The organism is Pseudomonas sp. CFBP13509 (assembly GCF_005233485.1).
GTDB lineage: Bacteria > Pseudomonadota > Gammaproteobacteria > Pseudomonadales > Pseudomonadaceae > Aquipseudomonas > Aquipseudomonas marginalis.
In genome coordinates this window covers 217,911-236,938 of the sequence record NZ_QGAA01000012.1, presented here as the reverse complement: position 1 = coordinate 236,938, position 19,028 = coordinate 217,911, and the positions used below count along the sequence as shown (strand labels likewise).

Below are 19,028 nucleotides of genomic sequence, written 5' to 3'. Positions count from 1 at the left end.
AGAATCCCCGCTCTTTACTTATCCACAAGTGGCCGAGCTGTGCTTATCGAGTCCCGACGTCGCGCTTACTTGACCGCCATGCAGGTGGTCAACTGGCTGCCCCGCACCGAACTGCCGTTCGCCGCCCCGTCGCGGCCCGAGCTGTTAGCGGCGCTTGAGCCCTATGAGGCGTTCGAGGTTTCGGGGGAGGAGGCGGCTGCACCGGTGGCCGTGGTCAAACCCGTACTGGAAGCTCGTCCTGCGGTTGAACGCGTCAAGGTCGAGGTGCCGCGCCCGGGGCCAATGGCCAAGCCCGTAGTGGCCGAAGCGGCTGCGCCGGTTGCCAAGGCCCCCGTGGTGCCGCCGCCACGCTTTGTCCTGCAGTTATTGCGGGCCGGGCGTTGCCTGCTATTGGTGGAGTTACCCACCGGCGAGCGCTTCCAGACCCGCGACCCCGCCTACATGCTGCTCAAGGACATGCTGCGCGCCGCCGGCCTGCCCGACAGCCCGCAAATCGTCGGCGACCCGGTCCGTTGGCCGCTGCTGGTACGCGGCACCATGGACCAGGGCCCGGAAGCGGCGCGGGATTTCGTGCAAGGCTTCGTCTCGGCACGCCTGGAGGACGAACCCTGCGTGTGCCTGTGGCTGATCGGCCTGCCCGCCGTACGGTTTGCCGGTGAAGCGAACGCCGAAGCCTGGTACCGCGAACTGCAGGTCGAGGGCCTGGGCTCTGTATGGGCCCTCCCGGGCCTGGAATTATTAATGGAAGAGCCACAGCGTAAGGCTGATGTCTGGCAAGCCATGCGCCGGCTGATGGCGCGCTGGAAAACAACCGATGAGTGAGGCTTTATCCTTCCGCCCGATGACCGAGGCCGACCTCGACGCCGTGCTGAAAATCGAATACGCGGCATTCAGCCATCCCTGGACCCGGGGGATCTTTCTCGACGGGCTGGGCAAGTACCAGATCTGGCTGATGTTCGAAGGCGAGCAGCAGGTAGGCCACGGCGTGGTGCAGATCATCCTCGATGAAGCGCATTTGCTGAACATCACCGTCAAGCCGGAAAACCAGGGCCGTGGCCTGGGCCTGGCACTGCTGGAACACCTGATGTCCCGCGCCTATGCCGCCAACGCGCGGGAATGCTTCCTGGAAGTGCGCGACAGCAATACCGGAGCGTTCCGCCTCTATGAGCGCTATGGCTTCAACGAGATTGGGCGTCGCCGGGACTACTACCCGGCTGTCGGCGGGCGCGAAGATGCGGTTGTCATGGCCTGCACCCTCGTCGATTAAACACACGAACCAATGTGGGAGGAGGGCAAGTCGAATCGTCGCACCGCCCCTCCCACATTTGGATTTGCGCAGTGTCAGCGGTTTCCGTCTACCGGGTCCAGATCAGCCAGTTCCGCTTCATCCAGGCCATTTCCGCCGCCAATGTCATCTTCATCGACAATGCTCAGGTCAAAATCCGCCGGGTTGTCTTCCCCCGCCTCCCGAACGTCCCGCGCACCGTCTTCATGGATCAGGGTTTCCGGGCTCATATCATCATCGGTCGACTCATGATCAGCCGTTGAAGCCCCGGTCAGTCCGGCCTCGCGCACCCGTTCGTCGGGCATCAGCTGTTCTCGCTCGCCACGGGGGATCTCATTGCCAATCTCCGCCGTCGGTTCTTCCTCGTCAAAATCCAGCTCGCGCATCGAGCCCATGCGGTCTTCGTTGTCGTCAATCGGTTCGGGCTGTGTAGCGCCGTAGGGACGTCGTGATTCAGTCATGGCCAATCCTCATACTGTGGGGCTTATAGTGTGTGGACAGGCATGGCCCCCCAAGATTCAAGTAATTGCCCGCCGGCTATCTTTATCATCGGCGTGACCCGGACGGGCGGTCGTCTGTCAAAGCTGCGCATCATTCCTGAGGCTTTCCCTGATGAACGAACTACAAGACCTGCTTGATAACAACGAACGCTGGGCGGATGCGATCAAACAGGAAGATCCCGAATTCTTCGCCAAGCTCGCCCGCCAGCAGACCCCTGAATACCTGTGGATCGGTTGTTCCGATGCGCGGGTACCGGCCAACGAGATCGTCGGCATGCTGCCCGGTGATCTGTTCGTACACCGCAACGTGGCCAACGTGGTGCTGCACACTGACCTCAATTGCCTGTCGGTGATCCAGTACGCGGTCGATGTACTCAAGGTCAAACATATCCTCGTCACCGGCCACTATGGCTGCGGCGGCGTGCGCGCCTCGATGCAGGACCGCCAGTTCGGCCTGATCGACGGCTGGCTGCGCACCATCCGCGATCTCTACTACGAAAACCGTGACGTGCTGGCCCAACTGCCGACCGAAGAGGAACGTGTGGACCGCATGTGCGAGCTGAACGTGATCCAGCAGGTGGCCAACGTCGGCCACACCAGCATTGTGCAAAATGCCTGGCACCGTGGGCAGAGCCTGTCTATCCACGGCTGCATCTACGGCATCAAGGACGGCCGTTGGAAAAGCTTGAACACCACCATCAGTGGCTTCGAGCAACTGCCTCCGCAGTATCGCCTGCGTCCGCTGGGCGAAGCCTAAGGCCGTTTGCGGTCGCGCCAATGGGTCATGAACGCCTGGCCTTCGGCGTTCAAACACTCTGTGCTGCCGGTGATCCAGCCCCGGCAGTTCAGCTCGCCGCATTGGCAGGCGAACTGTCGGAACAAGGCGTCCTCGGTACTGGCGTAGTCCAGGGTCAGCGGGGCGCCAGCGACTATGGGCTGCACGGTCCATAGCTCCAGGTAGGTGGTGTCGAAAAACACATTCGGGTTGCAGGAGTGTCGCAGCAGGCCGCAGAACCAGCTGTCATACAGGTGGATGCGGGCGGACAGCTGCAGCGTACGTGGGCGTCGCTCGTTCACGGCGTAACCGGACACCCGGGCAATGCGCACGCGGCCGTCGAAACCCACGCGAGCCTTGACGCCGCCGCCGTCGCGCTCAACCTTAAAGTGCTTGGCCGAGGGATAGCCCTGTTCAACGAGCAGTGTCTTGAACGGGTACAAACCATCACTCACAGTGGTTTTAGCCTGGTCCATGGCTTGAGTTTTCATAACTCTCCTTGGTTAGGCTGCATCGACCTGCGGATGGTGGCTGACTACCAGTCTTGCAGCGGATGGGCCCGGCTCAAGACTCGCTGAACGTGGAGCCGATTTCTACTGTCAACTTTGACAGTAGAAATCGGATTTTCTGCTGTCTACAGCGCAGGCGCCATGATGCTGGGGGCGGGCGCTGCGTTCTTCAGTTGCTTGAGCTGCGTCTTGATCGAAGGCGTGGCGCATTTGGCGTTCGCCTGTTCCGGGGTCAGGTTGCGCACCGAGGTGTAGAACAATTCGCAGGTCTGCTCTTTGCGCGTGACCTGCCAGGTGTTCATGCAGGCCTTGAGCAGCACATTCGGATCGCTCGCGGGTTTCTGGCCCATTCCGGCCTGCCAGCAGGCGGCGCTCAAGTCCTGGCCCATCACTTTTAAACCCGCGTCGTCGGCTTTCTGCTCGTTACCGTCATAGGTGTCCGGGCTGGCCGCGTACCAGATGTAGCTGGGGTGGTTGGCGCCCAGCACCGAGACGGTCTTGCCCGCGGCAGGGCTGATCTGCGCCAGGCCCAGTACACCCACGGTTTGTCCGTATTGCTGCTTGATCCAACTGCGCACCGGCGCGCCGAACGCGACCATTGGCAGCGAGCCGTTGGGGTGCAGGCTCAGTTCGCTGACCATGCGGGTCTGGTAGTCGGTGAAGTAGCCGTAGACGTTCTCCAGGTCCTTGCCCGCATTGGAAGGGGCGGCGATGGGGGCGATATCGATGATGGTCTGGTAGGCCGGGGTTTCGGTGGCCGGCACGCCGTTATCGGTGAGCAGGCTGGCCCAGCGGTCGGTGGTGGCCGACTCCAGGTAATCCTGGGCCTGGGTCAGCGAATAATCCGGCGGGAAATGCAGCAACTCGATGCTCTTGCGGTTTTCCAGGGCCATACCCAGTGGCAGGAACAGGTACCAGTTGTACGCCCACTTGCCGTCGCTGTTGAGTCTGCTCGCGCCCTGGTAGGCCAGGTCAGCGGTATTGAGCAGCGCGGTCAGGGGCTGGCCGTAACTGTCGGGTACACCGCTGAAGGTCGCGGCGAGCTGCCCTTCATGGTTCTTGACGCTGACCTTGGCTCGGCTGTAGCCATCGCGCTGCAGGCTTTGGTTCAGGTAGTGCTCGGCGGTCTGCTCCAGCGTCCATGGCCGAAAGCAGATCACATTGCAGTTATTGGGGTAAGCGAACAACTGGGTCACCCGTTGAGTGCTACCCAGCGGTACTTCGATGTCGGCGTGTACGACCGCACTGGCCATCAGTGCGGCCAGGGTGAAGGACAACCTGGTCGGTTTGAACATACTTGATTCCTTGTCAGCGAAAGCCCGTCTGCGCGGGGTGAAAGCCCACCTCCTCACAGTAGCGGTTGGCCAGGAAAACCGCGTGCTAAATCGCCAGGCATGTCGCTATTGGATAAGCGTCCTACACGCTGAACTGCAACGCGTTGCTCAAATCCCCCATGGGTTTCTGGCCTCGGGCAATCATGGCGTCATCGCGTTGCTTGAGCCCGTCCAGGGTCTCCAGCTGGAAGACCCGCGTAATCAAGCGCAGGATCGACGCGGTGTCGTACACCGTATGGTCCACGGTGCCTTTACGCGCGAAGGGCGAGACCACCAGCGCCGGAACCCGTGTGCCTGGGCCCCAGCGGTCGCCTTTGGGCGGGGCGACGTGGTCCCACCAGCCGCCGTTTTCATCGACGGTCACCACCACCACCATGTTTTTCCACTGCGGGCTTTCCTGCAGCACCTTCAAGGCGCGGACGATATGGCGGTCGCCCGACGCCACGTCGGCGTAACCGGCGTGCATATTCAGGTTGCCCTGGGGCTTGTAGAAGCTCACGGCTGGCAGCTTGCCGGCCTGGGCATCGGCGAAGAACTTATTGGTGCTCGCCTCATCGCCCAAACCGCCATCGCGCAGGCGCTTGTCACGCTCGGCACGGTTCTCGGGGCCCTGCTGCTTGAAGTAGTTGAACGGCTGGTGGTGGTACTGGAAGTTAGGGATCTTCGGGATACCGCCCGAATCCTTGAACTGATCCAGCGTTGCCTGCCATGCCCCGGCGTACCACGCCCAGTCGACGTTCTTTTTCGACAGCTTGTCGCCGATGTGCTCATGGGTCTGCGGCACCAGTACGTTGGGCAGGTCGGCTTTTGCGTAGTCCGGGTTTTCCGGGTCACGAATCCAGGTCGGCCAATACGGCGGCGCCAGGGTGTTCACGCCGTAACCGTCCGGGGTCAGCGCGCTGGGGCCGAACTGCGGCGGGCCGGTCATGGCGCTCGCCGGGGATTTATCCAGCGGCTTGAGACGCGGGTCGGTGGGGTCATCGCTTTGCAGCGTGGCGATCTGCGCCTTGGCCACCGACTGCGCGGCATTCGGGTAGAACGGCGCGGTGGCGCTGATCAGGTATTGATGGTTGAGGAACGAGCCACCAAACGCCCCCTGGAAGAAGTTATCGCAGAGCACAAACTCCTTGGCTACATCCCACAGGCGCAGGGAATAACGGCTCTGGGCGTAATGGCCCATGACCAGGCCGCCGGAGTCGGCCCAGGCGACGAAACCGTCGTTCTTGCCGCCGTTGATCTGCATCTGGTTCTGGTAGAACACGTGCCACAAGTCGCGGGTGACGAGGCTCAGAGGCAGGTCTTCAGCGTTCGGGCCCTTGAGGGCGAACGGCGCGTTGGGCAGGTTTTCCTGGAATTGCACTTCGCTGGGGTAAGTCACCCCATCCACGCTTTGCGGGCCCACTTGCAGCACACCGCCCCAGGCCGGGGGCAGGGTGGTCAACAGGCTGCCGTCGCGGTCGCGTTGCTGCGTGTCGGCGGCAGAAAGCGCCGACAGCGGTTTCTCAACGCCTGGGAAGTCCGCAAACAGGTTGTTGAAGCTGCGGTTCTCGGCATAGATCACCACCACGGTCTTCACCTGGTCGCGCAACGCCTTGTCCAGCTCCTGCGGCGTGAGCGGCCGCGCCACGGGCTTGCCGGGCGCCTCACTGCTGTTGCCGCAGGCACTCAAGGTCGCGCCCACCCCCAACACCGCCGCACCCCCCAGGAAGCGCCGACGGCCGGTGTCTACCGGCGGTTGGGCTATGGAATCTGGGGAAGGGCGGTCTTCGTGATCATCACTCATTGCGGGGAGTCCTTGCTGGCGAGATGTTGCAAGATATTTCGCAGGACGGTAGCAATGCAATGTGACGGAACGAAGACAGCGGTGTGATGAGCAAGACGTGTCTACGCTTGGCCAGCGCTGCTAGACTTGCCCGATAATGGACATCACTGAGGTGAACCGTGAAACCTTCAACCGCCCTTGATCTAAAACGTGCAGCCGTCAGAGAAGTGGTGGGCCGATTTCGCATCTCAAACCCAAGGGTATTTGGGTCTGTATTGCTGGGTACCGACCAAGAAGGCAGCGACCTTGATTTGCTGGTCGATGCGCCGCCGGGAACCACTTTGTTTGATCTTGGCGGGCTGCAAGTCGAGCTTGAGGACCTGCTAGGGGTCAATGTCGATCTACTGACGCCTGCCGATTTGCCGTTGAAGTTCCGCGCAAAAGTGCTGGCTGAGGCACGGCCTGTATGACAGCAAATCGCCTCGGGGATTATCTGGATCACATAAGGCAGGCCACTGCTGACGCGATCAGTTTTGTAGAGGGCCTTAGCAAAGAAGAGTTTCTGGAAGACAGGCGTACTCAACAAGCAGTGGTCATGAGTCTGATCATCATTGGTGAGGCGTCGACGAAAATCATGGATCTGCACCCGCACTTCGCTGAGGCTCATTCACACATTCCTTGGCGCAGCATGCGGGGAATGCGTAACCGCATCGCCCACGGTTACTTCGATATCAACCTTGATGTGGTTTGGGACACCATCCAGAGCGCGCTGCCTGATCTATTGGCGCGTCTTCCTGTAACTGCAGTGTGATTGCACCTGTTGCAACAACAGGTGCAGTCATCAGTTATTCAAGGCATGACGGGCGGCAAATACTTCAACGTCGTCCCCAACGCCCACAGCAGGAACAATACCAGCGGCGTGTGCACCAGCAGCTGCACAAACGAAAACCCGATCAAATCCCGCGCCTTCAACCCCAACACTCCCAGCAACGGCAGCATGTAGAACGGGTTGATCAGGTTCGGCAGCGCCTCGGCCGCGTTGTAGATCTGCACCGCCCAGCCCAGGTGGTATTGCAGGTCATTGGCCACTTGCATCACATAAGGCGCTTCGATGATCCACTTGCCGCCGCCTGACGGAATAAAGAAGCCCAGCACTGCCGAGTACACGCCCATCAGCAGTGCATACGTGTCGTGGGAGGCGATGGACGTGAAGAAGGTCGAGATATGGTGCGCCAGGGTCTGGCCGTCGCCGCCCTTGACCACGGTCATCAGCGCCGCAATCGAGCCGTACAGCGGGAACTGGATCAACACGCCGGTGGTGGTCGGCACTGCACGGGCCACCGCATCGAGGAAGCTGCGCGGGCGCCAGTGCAGCAGGGCACCGACCATGATGAACAGGAAGTTGTAGGTGTTCAGCCCCGAAATCGCGCTGATCGCCGGCTTGGTCGAGAACTCATGGAACAACCAGCCCGCCGCCAGCAATGCCAGCAGAATGGTCAGCAACGGGCTGTGTTCCAGCCATTCGCCGGGGCGGCCCGGTGGTTGCAGCTTGGGCAGGTTGAAGGCCGGGTCGACGCCACAGGCCTTGGCGTCACGGGCGCTGTTGGGGCCGGGCGCGGTGGCGTAGGCGATGATCAGCGACACCACGATCAGTGCCAGCAACAGCACGCCGGATTGCCACAGGAAGATGGTGTCGGTAAACGGGATCACCCCGGTGATCGACAGGATCGACGGCGGCAAGCTGGCCGGGTTGGCCTGCAATTGTGCGGCTGACGACGACAGCCCCAGCGCCCACACCGCGCCCAACCCAAGATAGGCCGCCGCACCCGCAGCACGGTAGTCCATGCGCAAATCCGTACGACGGGCCAGCGCACGCACCAGCAAGCCGCCGAACACCAGGGACAGGCCCCAGTTGAGCAATGACGCCACCATGGAAATCAACGCGACCCACGCCACGGCGGAGCGGCCGTTCTTCGGGATACGCGCCAGGCGGTCGATCAGCTTGACCGCCGGTGGCGAGCTGGCGACCACGTAGCCACCGATCACCACGAAGGCCATCTGCATGGTGAACGGGATCAGGCTCCAGAACCCGTCGCCAAAGGCCTTGGCGGCTTCGGTCGGCGCGGCGCCCATGCCCAGGGTCGCCACGGCGACGATGATCACGGCGAGGGCGGCGAACACCCAGGAGTCGGGGAACCAGCGCTCGGCAAAGTTCGAGCAGCGCAGGGCAAAGCGGGCATAGCGGCTTTCTTCGATAGCATCGGCCACGAGTCTTTCCTCTTGTAGTTATTATGGGGTCGGCAATTTTTCGGCATGTTCCTCCACGGCCATTGATATGGGAATGCAGTTATCTTCATCGATCCATGAGGAAAACAAATATATCTGCCGCGATTGCCATCAACTGGCGCAGCTCATAACCTGCACGCCATTTTGTTTGTCTGCCGAGCCTCAACATGACTGCCACCTCTGTTCCACAGGCGCAGCGTTTTTCCCGCTCCGACTACAAGACCCTGGGCCTGGCCGCCCTGGGCGGCGCCTTGGAAATCTACGACTTCATTATCTTCGTGTTCTTCGCGCTGACCCTCAGCCAACTGTTCTTCCCGGCGGAAATGCCCGAGTGGCTGCGCCTGCTGCAAAGCTTCGGCATCTTCGTCACCGGCTACCTCGCGCGTCCGCTGGGCGGCATCCTGATGGCGCACTTCGCCGATCACCTGGGGCGCAAGCGCGTGTTCAGCCTGAGCATCCTGATGATGGCGTTGCCGTGCCTGCTGATCGGGATCATGCCCACCTACGCACAGATCGGTTATTTCGCACCGCTGATCCTGCTGGTGCTGCGCGTGCTGCAAGGTGCGGCGGTGGGCGGTGAAGTACCCAGCGCCTGGACCTTCGTCGCCGAACACGCACCGCGCAACCATCGTGGTTATGCCCTGGGCTTCCTGCAAGCCGGCCTGACCTTCGGCTACCTGCTCGGTGCGCTGACTGCCACGCTGCTGGCACAGGTCTTCACCCCGGCCGAAATCCTCGACTACGCCTGGCGCTTCCCCTTCCTGCTCGGCGGTGTGTTCGGCGTGATCGGCGTGTGGCTGCGGCGCTGGCTCAGCGAAACCCCGGTCTTCCTCGAAATGCAGGCCCGCCGCCAGGCCGCTGCCGAGCTGCCGCTGCGCACCGTACTGCGTGACCATCGCGCCGTACTGTTGCCGGCGATGATCCTCACCTGCGTGCTCACCTCCGCCGTGGTGGTGCTGGTGGTCATCACCCCGACCATGATGCAGAAAACCTTCGGCATGAGCCCCAGTCACACCTTTGCCTTGAGCGCCCTGGGCATCGTCTTCCTGAATATCGGCTGCGTCCTCGCCGGCCTGCTGGTGGACCGCATCGGCGCCTGGCGCGCGGTGCTGGTCTACAGCCTGCTGCTGCCGGTGGGTATTTTCCTGCTGTACGCCAGCCTGATCAGCGGCGGCATCTGGCTTGGCGCGGCGTACGCGCTGGCGGGCTTGAGTTGCGGGGTAGTGGGCGCGGTGCCGTCGGTGATGGTCGGCCTGTTTCCGGCGCAGGTGCGGGTGTCGGGCATTTCCTTCACCTACAACATCGCTTACGCACTGTGGGCGAGTACCACGCCGCTGATGCTGATCGCGCTGATGCCGACCAGCCCGTGGATTTGCGTGGGGTATTGCGTGGTTATGGGCGCGGTGGGGGTGGGGTGTGTAGCGCTGTTTGGCAAGCGCCACACCTTGGCGGCCTGAAGGTCAGGTCAAGAAGTGCCACAGCAACAGCGTACCGACCAACCCGACCACCGAAACAATCGTCTGCAACACCGACCACACCCAAATCGTCTGCTTCAGCTGCAAGCCAAAGTACTCGCGCACCATCCAGAACCCCGCATCATTGACGTGGCAGAAGAACACCGAACCTGCGCCGATCGCCAGCGCCACCAGTGAGCTTTGTGTCGCCGCCAACCCGGCCATCATCGGCGCGAGGATGCCGGCGGTCGTGGTGGTGGCGACCGTGGCCGAGCCGGTGGCCTGGCGCAGCGCCACGGCGATCAACCAGGCCAGCAGCAGGTACGGCATGTGCGCTCCTTCGGCGACTTTGCTGATGGTTTGGCTGACGCCGGCATCCAGCAAGGTTTGCTTGAGGCCGCCGCCGGCGCCGATGGTCAGCAGCAACACGGCGATGGGGGCAAGGGCCTTGCGCAGGGTGTTGCCGACCTCAGCGCGCGGCATCCCGGCGGCCCAGCCCAGGCAGATCACGGCGGCGATCACCGCCAGGCCCAGGGCGATCAGCGGTTCGCCGAGGAATTTCAGGGTCAGGCCCACGCTGCTTTCCGCTGGCAGCGCGACTTTGGCCAAGGTGCTGCCGAGCATCAGAATCACCGGCAACAGAATGATCAGCAATGACACGCCAAAGCTCGGCTGGCGCGGGGCCTTGGGCGGGGCGCTGAACAGCGCGCCAATGTCGGCCGGCTCATCCACATGCAGGCGCTTGGACAGCCAGTTGCCATAGAGCGGCCCGGCGAGGATCACCGCCGGCACCGCCAGGCAAAAGCCCAGCAACATGGTCAGGCCCAGGTCGGCGTGCAACGCGCCCACCGCAATCAGCGGCCCCGGGTGCGGTGGCATCAAGGCGTGCAAGGTGGTCATGCCCGCCAGCGCCGGGATGGCGATTTTCAACAGCGGCTGGTTCGAACGTTTGGCCATCACAAAGATGATTGGCACCATCATCACCAAGCCCACTTCGAAGAACAGCGGCAGGCCGATCACCATCGCCACCAGCGCCATCACCCATGGCAACGACTTGCCCTTGCCCAGCCCGAGCAGGGTGGTGGCGATGCGGTCGGCCGCGCCGGATTCCGCCATCAGCGCACCCAGCATCGAGCCCAGGGCAATGATGATCCCGGCTTCACCGAGGATCGCCCCGGCGCCCTTGCTGAAGGCCTTGGCCACTTCTTCCGCTGGCAACCCGGCGCCGACCCCGGCGATAAAGGTGCCGATCAGGATCGACAGGAACGGCGGCAACTTGGTCGCGCTGATCAGCACGATGATGCTGGCGATGGCCAGCAGTACGCAGAGCATGAGACGGGTGTCGTGAACCATCCACGCGGCAGTCGATAACGCCAAGGCGAGACTCCTTATCGAACAGGTTGGGAAAATTGTTTCTTTTTGTTTCCTGGCCCAAAAGCATACCTGATAACGCCCGCCCCAGAGCCATTGCTGTCGGATTTGTAATCTTTGCTCCACCGCTTTGATAAGTCGCGAACGCTACATTCTCCCGGCTTTTACTTTATGGGCGTGGAACTCTCGTTATGGCAATTTCCGTTAGAAAGCTGGTGGGGGCGACGCTGTTGTGGGGAGCCGCCAGCATTGCCCAGGCACAAACCCTCACCCTCGACGCGGCCCTGCAAACCGCCTTCGCCAACAACCCCGACCTGGCGGCCGCGCAATGGGAAATCGAGATCGCCGCGGGCGGTCGCCAGCAGGCCGGGTTGATCCCCAATCCGGTGGCGTCCTGGGATGCCGAAGGCACACGTCGCGATACGCGCACCACCACCCTCAAGCTCAGCCAAACCCTGGAACTGGGTGGCAAGCGCGATGCCCGCATTGACGTGGCGACGCGTGCCCAGGACGCCGCCGCACTGGCCTTGGAACAGCGCCGCAACACGCTGCGCGTCGAGGTGATCGACGGCTATTACGGTGCCCTGCGTGCCCAGGAACGTCTCGACCTGGCGCAACGCTCCCTGGCGTTGGCCGAGCGCGGCCTGGTGGTCGCCAACGGTCGTGTCACCGCCGGCAAATCCTCACCGGTGGAAGCCACACGGGCCCAGGTGCAGTTGTCGGAGATCCGCCTCGAACTCAATCGCGCACACATGGGCCTCACCGACGCCTATCGCCGCCTGGCCGCCAGTACCGGCAGCGCGGCGACCGACTTCCTGACTGTCGCCACGCCAAGCCACTCCACACCGCCGTTGCCGTCCGCCACACAACTGTTGGCGCGCCTTGAGCAGACCGCCGAACTGCGCCTGGCCGAACTGCAGATCGTGCAGAACGAAGCCAGCGTGGGCCTGGAAAAAGCCCAGCGTATTCCCGACCTGGATGTGTCCATCGGCAGTCAGTACGACGCCAGTGTGCGCGAGCGGGTGAACCTGGTCGGCGTGTCGATGCCGATTCCGTTGTTCAGCCGCAACCAGGGCAACGTACTTGCCGCCACGCGCCGTGCCGATCAGGCCCGCGACCAGCGCAACGCTGCCGAATTGCGCCTGCGTACCGAAACGCGCCAGGCCCTGGACCTGTGGCAAACCGCGAACAGCGAAGTGCGCGCATTCAACCAGCAGATCCTGCCCGCCGCCCAACGCGCGGTGGACAGCGCCACCCGCGGCTTCGAGATGGGCAAGTTCAACTTCCTCGACGTGCTCGACGCCCAGCGCACCCTGATCGCGGCGCGCACCCAATACCTTGCGGCCACCGCCCAGGCCACCGATGCCTGGCTGCGCATCGAACGGATTTACGGCGACCTCGCCCGGTTTTGATTTTTTCTGGAGTGCCTTATGAATAAACGACACGGCGTGGCGCTTGCCGTCGCCTTGGGCCTGATGCTGTCCGGCGTGGCCAACGCCGAGGAAGAAGAAGGCATGCTCGAGCTGACTGAACAACAAATCCAGGCCGCCGGTATCGAGCTCGCCGAGGCCCAACCCCGGTCGATCAGCACATTGCTGACGCTGCCGGGGGAGGTGCGTTTCGACGAAGACCGTACCTCGCATATCGTCCCGCGCGCGGCCGGTGTGGTGGAATCCGTGAAGGTCAATCTTGGCCAGGCGGTGAAGAAGGGCGAGCTGCTCGCGGTGATCGCCAGCCAGCAGATTTCCGACCAGCGCAGTGAGCTGGCGGCCAGCGAGCGTCGGGTTGAACTGGCGCGTATTACCTTCCAGCGTGAACGCCAGTTGTGGCAGGACAAGATCTCCGCCGAGCAGGATTACCTGCTGGCGCGCCAAACCCTGCAAGAAGCTGAAATCGCCTTGAACAATGCCCGCCAAAAGATGACCGCGCTCAGCGGCAACACCGTGCTGGCCGGCGGCAATCGTTACGAACTGCGTGCGCCGTTCACAGGCGTGGTGGTGGAAAAGCACCTCGGTGTCGGCGAGGTGGTGAGCGAGACCAGTAACGCCTTCACGCTGTCTGACCTGTCCCAGGTGTGGGTCACCTTCGGCGTATTTCCCAAGGATTTGAACAAGGTCCGGCTCGGCAAACCGGTGAAAGTCAGCTCCACGGAAATGGGCACCGATGTGCAGGGCAGCGTGGCCTATGTCGGCAATTTGCTCGGCGAGCAAACACGCACCGCCACCGTGCGTGTGACGGTGCCCAACCCCGACGACGCCTGGCGCCCAGGACTGTTCGTCACCGTGCAACTGGCCACGGACACCTACCAGGCCAAGGTCACCGTGCCGCAAACGGCGATCCAGACCGTCGAGGAAAAACCCTCGGTCTTCGTACGCACGCCTGACGGTTTTATCACCCGCCATCTTGAGCTTGGCGCCAGTGAAAACGGCTACGTCGAAGTGCGCCAGGGCCTGGAGGCCGGTGCTCAGGTGGCCACCACCGGCAGCTTCATCCTCAAGTCCGAATTGGGCAAGGGCTCGGCCGAGCACGCCCATTGATCCTGCGAGTGATTTCCCATGTTTGAGCGCCTTATCCAATTCGCCATCGAGCAGCGCATCATCGTGCTGCTGGCGGTGCTGTTGATGGCCGGTGTCGGCATTGCCAGCTATCAGAAACTGCCCATCGACGCGGTGCCCGACATCACCAATGTACAGGTGCAGATCAACTCGGCGGCGGCCGGTTTTTCGCCGCTTGAGACCGAGCAGCGCATTACCTTTCCCATCGAAACCGCGATGGCCGGCTTGCCGGGGCTGCAGCAGACCCGTTCGCTGTCACGCTCCGGCTTGTCCCAGGTGACGGTGATCTTCAAGGACGGCACCGACCTGTTCTTCGCCCGCCAGTTGGTCAACGAGCGCCTGCAAGTGGCCCGCGAGCAATTGCCTGTGGGGATTGAAACCGCGATGGGGCCGATTTCCACCGGCCTCGGGGAAATTTTCCTGTGGACCGTGGAGGCCGAGGAGGGCGCACGCAAGGACGACGGTACGCCCTACACGCCGACCGACCTGCGGGTGATCCAGGACTGGATCATCAAGCCGCAACTGCGCAACGTGCCCGGTGTGGCCGAGATCAACACCATCGGCGGCTTCGCCAAGGAATACCAGATCGCCCCCGACCCCAAGCGCCTGGCGGCCTATAACCTGACCTTGAACGATCTGGTCACGGCGCTGGAGCGTAACAACGCCAACGTCGGTGCCGGCTACATCGAGCGCAGCGGCGAGCAATTGTTGATCCGCGCGCCGGGGCAGGTGGCGTCCATCGACGACATCGCCAATATCGTCATCACCACGTCCGACGGCACGCCGATCCGTGTGCGCAATGTCGCCCAGGTCGAGATCGGCCGTGAGCTGCGTACCGGCGCCGCCACGGAAAACGGCCGTGAAGTGGTGCTGGGCACGGTGTTTATGTTGATCGGAGAAAACAGCCGCACGGTGTCCCAGGCGGTGGCTTCCAGGCTCGAACAAATCAACCGTTCGCTGCCCGAAGGCGTGGTGGCGGTGACCGTCTACGACCGCACCAACCTCGTCGAAAAAGCCGTTGCCACCGTGAAGAAAAATCTCTTCGAGGGTGCGCTGCTGGTGGTCGCGGTGCTGTTCCTGTTCCTTGGCAATATCCGCGCGGCGCTGATCACCGCGATGGTGATTCCCCTGGCGATGTTGTTCACCTTTACCGGCATGTTCACCCACAAAGTCAGCGCCAACTTGATGAGCCTCGGCGCGCTGGACTTCGGCATTATCGTCGACGGCGCGGTGGTGATCGTCGAGAACGCCATCCGCCGCCTGGCCCATGCGCAGCAGCGCCATGGTCGTTTGCTGACCCGCAGCGAGCGCCTGCACGAGGTGTTCGCGGCGGCCAAGGAAGCGCGGCGTGCGCTGATCTTCGGGCAGCTGATCATCATGGTCGTGTACCTGCCGATCTTCGCCCTCACCGGGGTGGCCGGGAAGATGTTCCACCCCATGGCGTTTACCGTGGTGATTGCGCTGCTGGGGGCGATGATTTTGTCGGTGACCTTCGTACCGGCGGCGATTGCGCTGTTCGTCACCGGCAAGGTCAAGGAAGAAGAAAACCTGGTGATGCGTACCGCACGCCGGGCCTATGGGCCGGTGTTGGATTGGGTGATGGCGCGCCGGCCACTGGTGTTCGGCTTGGCCGTGCTGGCCATTGTTGCGTCGGGCGTGGTGGCCAGCCGCATGGGCAGTGAGTTTATCCCCAGCCTCAGTGAGGGCGACTTCGCCCAACAGGCCCTGCGCGTGCCCGGCACCAGCCTGACGCAATCGGTGCAGATGCAGCAGCAACTGGAAAAAACCTTGATGGCCCAGGTGCCGGAAATCGAACGGGTATTCGCCCGTACCGGCACGGCGGAAATCGCCTCCGACCCGATGCCGCCGAATATTTCCGACAGCTACGTGATGCTTAAACCGAAGGCGCAATGGCCGAACCCGAATAAATCCCGCGAAACCCTGATCGCCGATATCCAGCGCGCCAGTGCGATTGTGCCGGGCAGTGCGTACGAGCTGTCGCAACCAATCCAGCTGCGTTTCAACGAGCTGATTTCCGGGGTGCGCAGTGATGTGGCGGTGAAGGTATTCGGCGACGACATGGCGGTGCTCAACACTACCGCCGCAGACATTGCCGAGACCTTGCAAGGCCTCGATGGCGCTTCGGAAGTGAAGGTCGAACAGACGTCCGGCCTGCCGGTGCTGACCATCAATATCGACCGTGACAAGGCCGCGCGCTTTGGCCTGAATGTCGGCGATGTGCAGGACACCATTGCCGTCGCCGTCGGTGGGCGCCAGGCCGGTACCCTGTATGAAGGTGACCGGCGTTTCGACATGGTCGTGCGCTTGTCCGACGCGCTGCGTACTGATATCGACGGTTTGTCGCGGCTGTTGATTCCAGTGCCGGCACTGGCCGGGAATGCGGCGGGGCAGTTGGGGTTCATTGCGTTGTCCCAGGTCGCCAGCCTGGACCTGGTGCTCGGCCCGAACCAGATCAGCCGCGAGAACGGCAAGCGTCTGGTGATCGTCAGTGCCAACGTGCGCGGGCGGGATATGGGGTCGTTCGTGGACGAGGCCGAGGCGGCGATCACGGCGCAGGTGAAAGTCCCGGCAGGTTACTGGACCACCTGGGGCGGCCAGTTCGAACAGTTGAAGGAAGCCGCCGAGCGTTTGCAGATCGTGGTGCCGGTGGCGTTGCTGCTGGTGTTCGGGTTGTTGTTCATGATGTTCAACAACCTCAAGGACGGACTGCTCGTGTTTACCGGGATTCCGTTCGCGTTGACCGGCGGGATCATGGCGCTGTGGTTGCGCGATATTCCGCTGTCGATCTCGGCAGGCGTGGGCTTTATCGCCTTGTCCGGCGTGGCGGTGCTCAACGGCCTGGTGATGATTGCCTTCATCCGCAACCTGCGCGAGGAAGGACGCTCGCTGTCGGTGGCTATCCACGAGGGTGCGCTGACCCGCCTGCGCCCGGTATTGATGACCGCGCTGGTGGCCTCCCTGGGGTTTATCCCCATGGCCCTGGCCACCGGCACCGGCGCCGAAGTGCAGCGTCCGTTGGCGACGGTGGTGATCGGCGGGATCATTTCTTCTACCTTGCTGACCTTGCTGGTGCTGCCGGCGTTGTACCAGTGGGCTCATCGCCGGGAAGAGGAAACACCAGGTTGAACCGTGTGAACCGTCCGGGCTGGCTGCTGACGTCGGTGTGCCCCTGATGCAGCTGCATGATCGACTGCACAATGGCCAGCCCCAGCCCGGTGCCACCTTCGGCGCGGGTGCGGCTGCTGTCGGCGCGGTAGAAACGTTCGAACAGATGCGGCAGGTGGTGTGCTTCGATGCCACGCCCGGGGTTGCCTACCGACAACGACGCGCTCTGGTCATAGGTCTCCACCAGCAGCAGAACGCTGGAGCCTTCGGGCGTGTGGCGGATGGCATTGGACAGCAGGTTGGAAATGGCTCGCTGGATCATCAGGCGATCGCCCGTTACCCAGGCGTCGCCGCGCAGGCTGAGGGTCACGTGTTTGTCTTCGGCGCTGAGGGCGAACAGCGCCATCACCCGTTGTGCTTCTTCGCCCAGTGACACCGGGCCAAATCCGGCACGCGCCGCCGGATGGCTGACCTGGGCCAGGAACAGCATGTCGGAGACGATGCGCGACAGGCGTTCCATTTCCTCGGTGCAGGATTCCAGCCCCGCCTTGTACTCCTCCGAGGGCCGTTCGCGGGACAGGGTCACCTGGGCCTTGCCCATCAGGTTGGTCAGCGGCGCGCGCAGCTCGTGGGCGAGGTCGTCGGAGAACTGCGACAGCTGCTGCACACCGGCGTCCAGGCGACGCAGCATTACGTTGATGCTTTGCGCCAACTCGCCCAGCTCCTGGGGCAGGTTGTCGATGGATAAGCGGTGGGTCAGGTCCTGGGTCGTTACCTGGGCCGCGACATGGCTGAACTGCTTCAACGGTGCTAACCCACGCTGCACCAGCCACCAGGCGCCCATGCCGATAAGGATCAGCAGCATCGGCAGGGCGATGAGGGTGGCGCGCAGGTAGGCACTGAGCAGGGCCTGGTCATCCCTGCGGTCCAGCGACAGCAACACCCGTACGCGCTCGCCGCTGGCCAGGCGCATCAGGCTGGAGGCACTGAGTACCTGGTTGTCGTCCTGGTCTTGCCAGTTGAGGTAACCGAGGGTTTCCCGGGGGGAGAAGTCGGTCAGCAACGGTTCCTGGGGTTTGGCACCGACACTGAGCAGCACCGCGTTATCGGGTGCGGTGCCGACGATGGTCAGGTAGAAATTGTCGTGGCCCATCACCAGGTCCAGCAACGAGTGGGGACGGGCTTTGATTGCGTGGGTGTCCAGGCCCAGCGCGAGGCTGTGCTGGAGCTGTTCCATCTTGCTTTCCAGGCCCTTGCGCGCGAGCTTTTCCAGCTCATGGGTCAAGGCCAGGTAGGCCAGGGTCGCCAGCAGCACCACCAGCCCGGCGCCCATGAGGCTGACCGTCAGTCCCAGGCGCATCGACAGGCTGCTGGTCCTCATTGGCGCGCCTCCAGCACATAACCCACGCCGCGAATGGTGTGGATCAGCTTGACCTCGCTCTGGTCATCGACCTTGCCCCGCAGTCGGCTGATGGAGACCTCGACCACGTTGGTGTCGCAGTCGAAGTTCATGTCCCACACCAGCGAGATGATCTGCGTGCGGGTCATTACCTCGCCGGCCTGGCGCATCAACACATGCAGCAGGGCGAATTCCTTGGTGGTCAGGTCGATACGCCGGCTGCCGCGATAGGCGCGATGGCGGCGCGGGTCCAGCTCCAGGTCCGCGACGCGCAGCACATCCGGCAGCGGGATATGTTCGCTACGGCGCAGCAAGGTGCGCACACGGGCCAGCAGTTCGGGGAACTCGAAGGGTTTGACCAGGTAATCGTCGGCGCCCATGTCCAGGCCCTTGATCTTGTCGGCCAGGCGGCCGCGCGCGGTCAGCATCATCACGCGCTGGTTGCCGTCCCGGCGCAGTTGTTCCAGTACCTCCCAGCCGTCGGTGTTGGGCAGGTTCACGTCGAGGATCACCAGTTCGTAGGTGTGCTGCCGGGCCAGGTGCAGGCCGTCGATGCCGCTGGCGGCGCAATCGACGACGTAGCCACTTTCGGTCAGGCCTTGCTGCAAGTAATCGGCGGTTTTCTGCTCGTCCTCAACCACAAGGATACGCATGGGGATTTACCTTCAAGGA

17 protein-coding genes are annotated in these 19,028 nt (G+C 62.8%); 9 read left to right on the top strand and 8 right to left on the bottom strand.

Annotated features, from left to right (window positions below; genetic code table 11):
• Positions 1–78 precede the first annotated feature (78 nt).
• The gene (locus tag PspCFBP13509_RS21065; RefSeq protein ID WP_137212649.1) at positions 79–822 is read left to right on the top strand and encodes an energy transducer TonB; all 744 of its coding nucleotides are present in this window, start codon (positions 79–81) and stop codon (positions 820–822) included.
• On the top strand, positions 815–1,267 hold the full coding sequence (gene rimI / locus PspCFBP13509_RS21060; RefSeq protein ID WP_003188286.1) for a ribosomal protein S18-alanine N-acetyltransferase: 453 nt from the start codon (positions 815–817) through the stop codon (positions 1,265–1,267). The genes PspCFBP13509_RS21065 and rimI overlap by 8 nt, the downstream gene beginning before the upstream one ends.
• Before the next feature lie 74 nt (positions 1,268–1,341).
• On the opposite strand, the gene PspCFBP13509_RS21055 is transcribed toward rimI, so the two are convergent.
• The gene (locus PspCFBP13509_RS21055; protein ID WP_137212646.1) at positions 1,342–1,746 is read right to left on the bottom strand and encodes a serine kinase/phosphatase; all 405 of its coding nucleotides are present in this window, start codon (positions 1,744–1,746) and stop codon (positions 1,342–1,344) included.
• 151 nt (positions 1,747–1,897) lie between these two features.
• On the opposite strand from PspCFBP13509_RS21055, the gene can reads away from it, so the two are divergent.
• Positions 1,898–2,542 (top strand): carbonate dehydratase, encoded by a 645-nt coding sequence (gene can, locus PspCFBP13509_RS21050; protein ID WP_003188288.1) that lies wholly within the window; start codon positions 1,898–1,900, stop codon positions 2,540–2,542.
• Here the strand turns inward: can and PspCFBP13509_RS21045 are convergent.
• The 3 genes from PspCFBP13509_RS21045 to PspCFBP13509_RS21035 all read right to left on the bottom strand — a co-directional run bounded on the left by PspCFBP13509_RS21045 (position 2,539) and on the right by PspCFBP13509_RS21035 (position 6,186).
• Positions 2,539–3,051 carry an SET domain-containing protein-lysine N-methyltransferase gene (locus PspCFBP13509_RS21045; RefSeq protein ID WP_137212645.1) on the bottom strand — a complete coding sequence of 171 codons (513 nt, stop codon included), beginning with the start codon at positions 3,049–3,051 and terminating at the stop codon, positions 2,539–2,541. The two genes, can and PspCFBP13509_RS21045, sit on opposite strands and share 4 nt — an antisense overlap.
• A 143-nt stretch (positions 3,052–3,194) precedes the next feature.
• Positions 3,195–4,364 (bottom strand): hypothetical protein, encoded by a 1,170-nt coding sequence (locus tag PspCFBP13509_RS21040; RefSeq protein ID WP_065923990.1) that lies wholly within the window; start codon positions 4,362–4,364, stop codon positions 3,195–3,197.
• A gap of 121 nt (positions 4,365–4,485) precedes the next feature.
• Positions 4,486–6,186 carry an acid phosphatase gene (locus PspCFBP13509_RS21035; protein WP_137212644.1) on the bottom strand — a complete coding sequence of 567 codons (1,701 nt, stop codon included), beginning with the start codon at positions 6,184–6,186 and terminating at the stop codon, positions 4,486–4,488.
• A 158-nt stretch (positions 6,187–6,344) separates the two neighbouring features.
• On the opposite strand from PspCFBP13509_RS21035, the gene PspCFBP13509_RS21030 reads away from it, so the two are divergent.
• Positions 6,345–6,635 carry a nucleotidyltransferase family protein gene (locus tag PspCFBP13509_RS21030; protein WP_053134104.1) on the top strand — a complete coding sequence of 97 codons (291 nt, stop codon included), beginning with the start codon at positions 6,345–6,347 and terminating at the stop codon, positions 6,633–6,635.
• Positions 6,632–6,976, top strand: coding sequence for a HepT-like ribonuclease domain-containing protein (locus tag PspCFBP13509_RS21025; protein ID WP_053134107.1), 345 nt, complete (start codon positions 6,632–6,634; stop codon positions 6,974–6,976). The genes PspCFBP13509_RS21030 and PspCFBP13509_RS21025 overlap by 4 nt, the downstream gene beginning before the upstream one ends.
• Before the next feature lie 38 nt (positions 6,977–7,014).
• Here the strand turns inward: PspCFBP13509_RS21025 and PspCFBP13509_RS21020 are convergent, their stop codons facing one another.
• Positions 7,015–8,433 carry a short-chain fatty acid transporter gene (locus PspCFBP13509_RS21020; RefSeq protein WP_027606949.1) on the bottom strand — a complete coding sequence of 473 codons (1,419 nt, stop codon included), beginning with the start codon at positions 8,431–8,433 and terminating at the stop codon, positions 7,015–7,017.
• A gap of 185 nt (positions 8,434–8,618) precedes the next feature.
• Between PspCFBP13509_RS21020 and PspCFBP13509_RS21015 the strand changes: the two genes are divergently transcribed.
• A complete protein-coding gene (locus PspCFBP13509_RS21015) occupies positions 8,619–9,908 on the top strand; it encodes an MFS transporter (protein WP_065923992.1) in 1,290 nt (429 codons plus the stop codon).
• 3 nt (positions 9,909–9,911) lie between these two features.
• On the opposite strand, the gene PspCFBP13509_RS21010 is transcribed toward PspCFBP13509_RS21015, so the two are convergent.
• Entirely contained in the window at positions 9,912–11,282 is a 1,371-nt protein-coding gene (locus PspCFBP13509_RS21010; protein WP_065923993.1) for a GntT/GntP/DsdX family permease, read from the bottom strand.
• Positions 11,283–11,467: 185 nt separating this feature from the next.
• Between PspCFBP13509_RS21010 and PspCFBP13509_RS21005 the strand changes: the two genes are divergently transcribed.
• The 3 genes from PspCFBP13509_RS21005 to PspCFBP13509_RS20995 are packed head-to-tail and all read left to right on the top strand — an operon-like array spanning position 11,468 to position 16,978.
• Positions 11,468–12,688: a TolC family protein gene (locus tag PspCFBP13509_RS21005; protein ID WP_137212643.1), complete on the top strand. Its 1,221-nt coding sequence runs from the start codon at positions 11,468–11,470 to the stop codon at positions 12,686–12,688.
• An 18-nt stretch (positions 12,689–12,706) separates the two neighbouring features.
• Entirely contained in the window at positions 12,707–13,813 is a 1,107-nt protein-coding gene (locus tag PspCFBP13509_RS21000; RefSeq protein WP_137212642.1) for an efflux RND transporter periplasmic adaptor subunit, read from the top strand.
• An 18-nt stretch (positions 13,814–13,831) separates the two neighbouring features.
• Positions 13,832–16,978, top strand: coding sequence for a CusA/CzcA family heavy metal efflux RND transporter (locus tag PspCFBP13509_RS20995; RefSeq protein WP_137212641.1), 3,147 nt, complete (start codon positions 13,832–13,834; stop codon positions 16,976–16,978).
• Here PspCFBP13509_RS20995 and PspCFBP13509_RS20990 read toward each other — a convergent pair.
• Positions 16,902–18,338: a heavy metal sensor histidine kinase gene (locus PspCFBP13509_RS20990; protein WP_137212640.1), complete on the bottom strand. Its 1,437-nt coding sequence runs from the start codon at positions 18,336–18,338 to the stop codon at positions 16,902–16,904. The genes PspCFBP13509_RS20995 and PspCFBP13509_RS20990 overlap by 77 nt on opposite strands.
• Positions 18,335–19,009, bottom strand: a complete 675-nt coding sequence (locus PspCFBP13509_RS20985) for a heavy metal response regulator transcription factor (RefSeq protein WP_027606942.1) — start codon at positions 19,007–19,009, stop codon at positions 18,335–18,337. Before PspCFBP13509_RS20985 ends, PspCFBP13509_RS20990 begins: the two co-directional genes overlap by 4 nt.
• Positions 19,010–19,028 lie beyond the last annotated feature (19 nt).